The sequence below is a fragment of the Streptomyces sp. NPDC054847 genome (assembly GCF_053610925.1).
The window spans coordinates 1-5,747 of the sequence record NZ_JBSGZJ010000456.1; the positions used below are offsets into that span (position 1 = coordinate 1).

General features: G+C 72.5%; 7 protein-coding genes. 1 reads left to right on the forward strand and 6 read right to left on the reverse strand.

The annotated features are described in order from the left end of the window. Positions 1 to 331 precede the first annotated feature (331 nt). The 6 genes from ACWGH4_RS29945 to ACWGH4_RS29970 form a co-directional block, all read right to left on the reverse strand. Complete coding sequence (locus tag ACWGH4_RS29945; RefSeq protein WP_453466432.1) at positions 332 to 979, reverse strand: aspartate/glutamate racemase family protein; 648 nt, start codon at positions 977 to 979, stop codon at positions 332 to 334. 51 nt (positions 980 to 1,030) lie between these two features. Further along, complete coding sequence (locus ACWGH4_RS29950) at positions 1,031 to 1,159, reverse strand: hypothetical protein (protein WP_453466434.1); 129 nt, start codon at positions 1,157 to 1,159, stop codon at positions 1,031 to 1,033. Beyond that, positions 1,156 to 1,461: a hypothetical protein gene (locus tag ACWGH4_RS29955; RefSeq protein WP_453466436.1), complete on the reverse strand. Its 306-nt coding sequence runs from the start codon at positions 1,459 to 1,461 to the stop codon at positions 1,156 to 1,158. The genes ACWGH4_RS29950 and ACWGH4_RS29955 overlap by 4 nt, the downstream gene beginning before the upstream one ends. Before the next feature lie 73 nt (positions 1,462 to 1,534). After that, entirely contained in the window at positions 1,535 to 1,957 is a 423-nt protein-coding gene (gene panD, locus ACWGH4_RS29960; protein WP_189465374.1) for an aspartate 1-decarboxylase, read from the reverse strand. Between the two features lie 383 nt (positions 1,958 to 2,340). Beyond that, positions 2,341 to 3,849, reverse strand: a complete 1,509-nt coding sequence (locus ACWGH4_RS29965) for an outer membrane protein assembly factor BamB family protein (RefSeq protein WP_453466439.1) — start codon at positions 3,847 to 3,849, stop codon at positions 2,341 to 2,343. Between the two features lie 38 nt (positions 3,850 to 3,887). Beyond that, entirely contained in the window at positions 3,888 to 4,436 is a 549-nt protein-coding gene (locus ACWGH4_RS29970; protein ID WP_453466441.1) for a hypothetical protein, read from the reverse strand. 216 nt (positions 4,437 to 4,652) lie between these two features. On the opposite strand from ACWGH4_RS29970, the gene ACWGH4_RS29975 reads away from it, so the two are divergent. Continuing rightward, positions 4,653 to 5,747, forward strand: a 1,095-nt coding sequence (locus tag ACWGH4_RS29975; RefSeq protein ID WP_453466443.1) for an AfsR/SARP family transcriptional regulator, incomplete at its 3' end; no start/stop codon positions are given.

Below are 5,747 nucleotides of genomic sequence, written 5' to 3' on the forward strand. Positions count from 1 at the left end.
GCTCCGGGCGGTTCTGTCAGACGCCGGCCGGTCCCGGCTCCGGTTCCGGGTCGGGAACGGGTTGCGGGCCGGGCCCCGGCGGCTGCGGGATCGGATCCGGCGGCGGCACCGGCGGCGGGCTCGGAGTGGGCACAGGACCCGGCATCGGACCCGGGTCCGGCGGCGGCCCGGGGTCGGGCGTGGGCACCGGGGGTGCGGGGACGGGGTTCGGGTGCGTCATGCCGGCCTCCCGGGGGACGTCATGGATCTTCCGGTTCCGCGGGAGCGATCCGCGTGAGGGATCGTTTCGTTCCGCGGTCCCGTACCGCGTTCCCGTTCCGGCGCGATCCAGTCACGCTGAGGCGTCCGCGGGTCGGGCGCCGGCCGCGGCGGCGGCCGCGCGGAAGCCCGTCCCGGGGCTGGAGAGGACGGGCACCGCGCTGCTCGTGCGGCCGGCGGCGCCCGCCATCGAGGCCTGGGCGAGCACGATGACGTCGGCGTCGCGCACATCGTCGAGGACCCCGGCCACGGCGTCCAGGTAGCCGTCGTGGTCCCCCGCCTCGAAACGCTCCCATGCGCCCTCGACGAGCCGCGTGCTCAGGTCGATGTCGCGCCCGGCGGCTTCTTCCCTGATGAGGGCGTCCGTCGGTGCCAGGGTGCTGCGCACCGCCGCGACCACGACGATCCGCCGGTGCCGGGCCGCGGCGGCGGCCATCGGGCGGTCCACCCGGAGCACCGGGACGCCGAGGCGTGGCGCGCACGCCTCCGCGACCTGGCCGATCGTCGAGCAGGTGCACAGCACCGCGGTGGCGCCTTCGGCGACCGCCCCGGCGAGGACCGCGTCCACCGCGGCGGCGACGGCCTGCGGGCCTTCGGCCATCGCGCGGGTGAGCAGGTCGGCGTGGACGAGGTGCCGTAGTGCCAGGGACGGGTGGTCGCTGTCCCTCAGCGCGTCGAAGACGGGTATGTGGACGGGGGATGTGTGCAGCAGCGCCAGCATGATCGCGATGCTAGCGCCGTCACACGCCGCCGCTGACCACGGTGGACGGCCTCAGCCGGGCACGACCGGGTCCGACGGGGTCCCCTCCGGCTCGAACGAGGCCAGCATCTGCTCGAGCGCGGCCTGGTCCGGCCCGACGAAGGGGTCCGCGCCCGGGGCCCGGGAGATGGTGTCGATCACCGCGGTGCGATGCCCACGGCCGGGGGCAGAGGTGTGCTGAGGACCGCCTCCGGCGCCATCTCGCGCAGCGGCTGGACGCCGGCCAGGTACTTGGCGGTGTCGACGTTGTGGATCCACGGACTGTCCACGGTGGCCCAGAGCAGCTGCCCGTCGCGCAGCTCGTCGTCCGTGGCGTCGCCGGCATGGTCGGAGGTCGCCAGCTCCGCGGTCTCCGAAACCCCCGCTGCACAGGGGCGGCGCCGCGGTCCTGCGCGGCGAAGCCCGCAGGAGGCGCCGCGGTCACCGCACGCCCCACGCTGCACGCGTGCCCACCGCCGGGCCGGAACACTTCTGCTCCCAGTCTGCTCCCCGGCGGCAGGCTCCGCCCGCGCGCCCTCAGAGGGCGGAAGCCGCCTGGGGACTGCGCGAGGTGTCGCTGCCGGGGACCGGCTCGGAGGCGTCGGAGCCCAGCGCCACGATCCGGTTGTCCGCGTCGACGTGCACGACGCTGGGCACCAGAGTGCGGGCCTCCGCGTCCTCGACCTGGGCATAGCTGATGAGGATCACCAGGTCTCCGGGGTGCACCAGGTGCGCGGCGGCACCGTTGATCCCGATCACACCGGAGCCGCGCTGCCCCTCGATGACGTAGGTCTCCAGGCGCGCGCCGTTGGTGATGTCGACGATGTGGACCAGCTCGCCCGGCAGCAGGTCGGCGGCGTCCATGAGATCGCGGTCGACGGTCACGGACCCGACGTAGTGCAGGTCGGCCTGGGTGACGGTGGCGCGGTGGATCTTGGACTTGAACATTGTACGCATCATCGAGGCACTCCTGGATCTAGGCTCCCTGCCTGCGTTTTTGCAGGTCAAGGGCGGTTTCCTTACCTTATAACGCGTCGCATGTCCGGGCAGCAGTCCCCAGGTTTTCGAGGACTGATGCTGACCACTTGCCGACGCTCCTGACGTGCCGTCAGGCGGTTGCAGCAGAGCTTCGCCCACCCTCCTGGACCCCACCGCGACGACTGCACAAGCCTACGCAGCACCCTCCGAACGGCGTCCGTGATCACCGTCACTCTGGCGGTCGGCAGCGAGGGTGGTCGACCGGGAGCCGGGCTGCGAACCGCCATGGGCCGGCCGACCCGCGCCGTCGTCTGCCGCCCCCGGCGGCGGGCGGACCGGATCGCACGGGCGGCCCCGTCGGCGGTTCAGCGCTCCGGGCCGAACGACAGCATGCGGGACTGAGACCTGGCGTCATCGCCGTACACGACGGACGGCGTGATGACGATCCGGTCGTTCGTCCAGGCCACGCGGCCGGCGAGCATTCCCGCTTCCGTGGCACGGGCCGATGCGGGGTGCCGCAGCACTTGCCGCTTCGTGTCCGCGCCGCCCTTGCCGAGCCGGACGATCCCGCCCGGGCGGCTCGGCGAGGCCGCCTCGTAGACGAGCGCACCCGACTCACCGCCCTCCGCGCGCAGGGGATGGAGGGCAGTGTCCTCGGACTTCACGCCCCAGACCAGCTTGCCCGTGCCCAGGTCGTACGCACCGACCCTGTCGGTGCCTCCCAGGAAGACAGTGTCGTCGCCGACAGCGGCACCGCCGCAGTTCTGGAGGTTTTCGTCCGAGCTTCCCTCACCGGCGCAGTACGTGAAACCCTTGGGCCTGGCATCGACGGTGGTCCGCGGCCTTCCACCCGGGCCCAGTGCAACCACCCGCCAGTTGTCGGTGCGTTCCTCGGCGTGAAACGTGGTGATGACGACCGGGTCGGCGGAGAGCACCTTGCCCACCTGCCAGCCCTGCGCCGTCCGGTGGCGCCAGAGGACCGTGCCCGTGCGCGGGTCGATCTCGCGGAGCTGGCTGTAGCTCTTGCCGCGGTCGACGTCGATCGCGCAGTCGGACTTCACCAGGAGCCGGGGACCGCCCGCCACATCGTCGGGATGGCATCTGCCGGGGTTCTCCATGGGGATGTCGTAGAGCTTGGTGCCGTCGCCGACCCTGTAGGTGGCGGCTCTCATGCCCTGGACGACTGCGAGGACGTCGCCGCTGATGGCGGTGTTCACGGTGATCGTGTCGTCCAGGGGACCGGTCTCGGTCAGCTCCTTGTGCCAGCCCGCTTTCCCGGTCCGGAGGTCGATCATCTGAAGCTGGTTGCACCGGTTGCCGTGGACCGCCTGGCTGCTCTTGTACGCCAGGACGACCTTGCCGTCGGGAGTCGGGTTGACCGGTGTCTCGCAGACCGGGGCGGGCAGGGGCACGCTCCATACCTCGGCGCCGTCCGAGAGCCGGTGGGCGGAGACCTTCCTGTACACGGCCTGGACGACCGTGTCGCCGACGATCCACAGGTCGTGGAACTCGATACTGCGCCGGGGCACGTCGGTCGGGTCGTTGACGATCCACGCCGTCGCGTCCCCCGGTGCGCGGTGTGCGTTGATCTCCTGCGACGTCGGCATCCGCCGGGTCCCGGGTGTCCTGACCGCGGGCGTGGGGTCGGCGGAGGGCTCCCCGGAGGCACGGGGCTCCTGCTCCGCCACCGGCGGCCGCGGGTCTGCCGGTCGGCCGTCGTTGACGGCGTACAGCCCTCCGCCCGCCGCGAGGAGGAGGAACACGAGGGCCGTGGCGATGCCCGGCCCCTTGCCGAAACGTCTGCGCCGGCCCGGCGGTCCCTGTGTGCCGCCCTCGGGGGCGTATGGGTTGTCTGCGACCGGCTGCTGCTGCATGCGGGGCCGGTACCAAGGCTGGTGCGGGTGCCGCATGGTCAGGTCGCCACGCGTTCGCCGGACGGTTCGGCGATCACGATCCGGATGTGCGACGGGGCGTACTTGCGCGCCTTGCGGACCATCTTCGCCAGATCCAACTTCGTGCCCGGAACGGCGACATGGATGTGCGCCGGCATGGCTGGGTGCCGGGCCGGCCCGGGCACACCCGTCGGCAGCGACGCGCCGGGGCGCAGCCTCCCACCGATCAGCGCGTCCCCGCTGTCCGGCGGTCTGGCGACGACGAACTCGGTGAGGTCGGGCCACGGCAGCAGCACCTCGCCGAACCGGGCACCGGCCGCGTCGAACTGGAATGCCGTACGCCGCTTTTCGAACCAGGAGATGATGAAGGGCGCTGCCGCGACGATGAGCACGCCGCCCTTCATGTCGAGTGCCCAGCCGAGCAGTACGGCGAGTGCGACGACGCCCGCGATAGATCCCCACAGGGCCGCCTGGTCCTGAATGGAGAACGGGTGGGCGATCCGGTAGCGCTCCCATCGTCCACCGCGGCGGGTGGGCCCGGCGCCGGGCGCACGGTTGACGTGTGACATTGCGAAACAACCTCTCTCGATGACGTGTCTGCGGCAGCGGCGGACCCGGGTCGCACCGTCGTGTGCGGCAGACCACTCGTCCTCCGGTTCGGCGGCGGCCGAAGCAACCAGGCAGACTCTCCCGTGAGGCGCTGCAAAGCCGATGAAATTCTCCTGAACCGAGGATTCGATCGGTTGCGCAGGCACGGGGCACGCGAAGGACACGGGGGCTGGGCAATGGGCGTGCAGGCGAAGGAGCCGGACCGGAACGCGGTCGATACGGGCGGGGAACTGCGGATCGATCTTCTCGGGCCGGTACGGGCACGCCGTGGCGACGCCTCGCTCACCCTTGGCCCGGTACGGCGGCAGGCGGTACTCGCCGTCCTCATTCTGCGTGCGCCATCCTTGGTGACGTATGGACAGCTCCTTGCCGACGTATGGGGATCCGATCCCCCTGCGACGGGCCACCGGGTGCTGCCGAGCTACGTCTACTCGCTGCGCAAGGTGCTCGACGTGGCCGCCGCCGGTCCCGGCCGGTCGGTCATCGACAGCGGGCGCGGCGGCTACCGGTTCGTGCCCGGCGGAGCACGGACCGACCTCGCGGACCTCGCCGAGGAGGCCTCCCGTGCCCGGCGCGCGAAGGACTCCGGCGACCTCGGTGCCGCACTGGAGCACGGCAGCCGGGCACTGGAACTGTTCCGCAGCGAACCGCTGACCGGTCTGCCGGGGCCATTCGCCGATGGTGAGCGCCAACGCCTCGCCCGGCAGCGGCGCATGCTGCACCAGGACCGGGCGGAGTGTCTGATGGCGATCGGCCGCTGGGCGGAGGCCCTGGACGAACTCATGGCCGCGCCCCTGGACCAGCCGTACGACGAGGTCCTCGCTGCGCTGCGGATGCGTGCGCTGTACGGGAGCGGCCGACAGGCCGAGGCCCTTGCCGTCCACCGGGAGATGCGCCGTCGTCTCCTCGACGAGCTGGGTGTGGAGCCTGGCGAGGAACTGCGGGCCGTGCACCAAGCCGTCCTGCGCCGGGACGACCGCCTGCTGCTCGGCGCGGTGGCGGAGCGTCAGGCGGCCACCGTCACCGCTTCCGGGGGCACGCGGACCGAGGAGCCACGGCCCGGGAGTCGTCCCGCCCCCGGGTCCGACCGCCCCGGAGTCCCCTGGCCCCGCCGAAACGAACTGCCCGGCGACACCGCCTGCCTGGCGGGCCGCGAGAGGGAACTCGCCCTGCTCACCGCCCCCGTACCCGCCGGCGCCGTGTCCGTGGTCGCGGTCGACGGCACGGCGGGGGTCGGCAAGTCGGCGCTGGTGGTGCGCGCCGCCTGGGCG

What these genes read in the sequence shown, in the direction of transcription:
- ACWGH4_RS29970 (WP_453466441.1), bottom strand. Translation starts at nt 4,436, where the DNA reads ATGTCACACGTCAACCGTGCGCCCGGCGCCGGGCCCACCCGCCGCGGT.
- ACWGH4_RS29965 (WP_453466439.1), bottom strand. Translation starts at nt 3,849, where the DNA reads ATGCAGCAGCAGCCGGTCGCAGACAACCCATACGCCCCCGAGGGCGGC.
- ACWGH4_RS29945 (WP_453466432.1), bottom strand. Translation starts at nt 979, where the DNA reads ATGCTGGCGCTGCTGCACACATCCCCCGTCCACATACCCGTCTTCGAC.
- panD (WP_189465374.1), bottom strand. Translation starts at nt 1,957, where the DNA reads ATGATGCGTACAATGTTCAAGTCCAAGATCCACCGCGCCACCGTCACC.